Source organism: Mesorhizobium sp. M5C.F.Ca.IN.020.32.2.1 (genome assembly GCF_004023105.1).
In the GTDB taxonomy this organism is placed as follows: domain Bacteria; phylum Pseudomonadota; class Alphaproteobacteria; order Rhizobiales; family Rhizobiaceae; genus Mesorhizobium; species Mesorhizobium wenxiniae.
In genome coordinates this window covers 1-950 of record NZ_RZSX01001396.1, presented here as the reverse complement: position 1 = coordinate 950, position 950 = coordinate 1, and the positions used below count along the sequence as shown (strand labels likewise).

Sequence of the window (950 nt, the reverse complement as noted above, 5' to 3'; positions counted from 1 at the left end):
CGAAGCGACGTCGCGGAGACCCTCGGATCCATGTGGTCGAGAAGCGCGGCGCCGGCCGTCTCCGGCCCCACGCGTCTGGCCAAAGCCGCTCATTCGGCCGCCAGCTTGTCCTGCGTCTTGGTGTCGAAATCGCTGGCGTCGTGGCGCTCGTGCAGCTGCATCGCCGGCTCGCCGAAGGCGCGGTTGACCATGCGGCCGCGCTGCACCGCCGGCCGTGCGTCGATTGCTTCGGCCCAGCGCTGCACGTGCTTGTATTCCTGCACCGAAAGGAAGGTGGCGGAATCATTGTACTGCCGGCCCTTGGCCAGACCGCCATACCACGGCCAGACCGCCATGTCGGCGATCGTGTAGTCGCTGCCGCCGAGATATTCGGTTTCGGCCAGCCGCCGGTCGAGCACGTCCATCTGGCGCTTCACCTCCATGGCGAAGCGGTCGATGGCATATTCGATCTTTTCCGGCGCATAAGCATAGAAATGGCCGAAGCCGCCGCCGAGATAGGGCGCCGAGCCCATCTGCCAGAACAGCCACGACAGGGTTTCTGCGCGCGCCGGCTGCTCGGTCGGCAGGAATTCGCCGAATTTTTCGGCCAGATGCACCAGGATCGAGCCGGATTCGAAGACGCGGATCGGCTTTGGCCCGCTGCGGTCCATCAGCGCAGGAATCTTGGAGTTGGGATTGACCTTGACGAAGCCGCTGCCGAACTGGTCGCCGTCGTTGATCCTGATCAGCCAGGCGTCATATTCGGCACCTTTGTGGCCGAGCGCCAAGAGCTCCTCCAGCATGATCGTCACCTTGACGCCGTTCGGTGTCGCCTGCGAATAAAGCTGCAGCGGATGCTTGCCGACCGGCAGCTCCTTGTCATGCGTCGGGCCCGCGATCGGCCGGTTGATGCTGGCGAAGGCGCCGCCATTTTCCTTGTTCCAGGTCCATACTTTCGGCGGTGTATATTG

Annotated in this window: 1 protein-coding gene; it reads right to left on the bottom strand. The window is 63.8% G+C overall.

Features of this window, described 5'->3' with window-relative positions; translation table 11 throughout:
- Window positions 1-89: 89 nt before the first annotated feature.
- Window positions 90-950: glutathione-dependent disulfide-bond oxidoreductase (yghU, locus tag EOA86_RS36290; RefSeq protein WP_128345809.1), on the bottom strand; the 861-nt coding region annotated here is incomplete at its 5' end.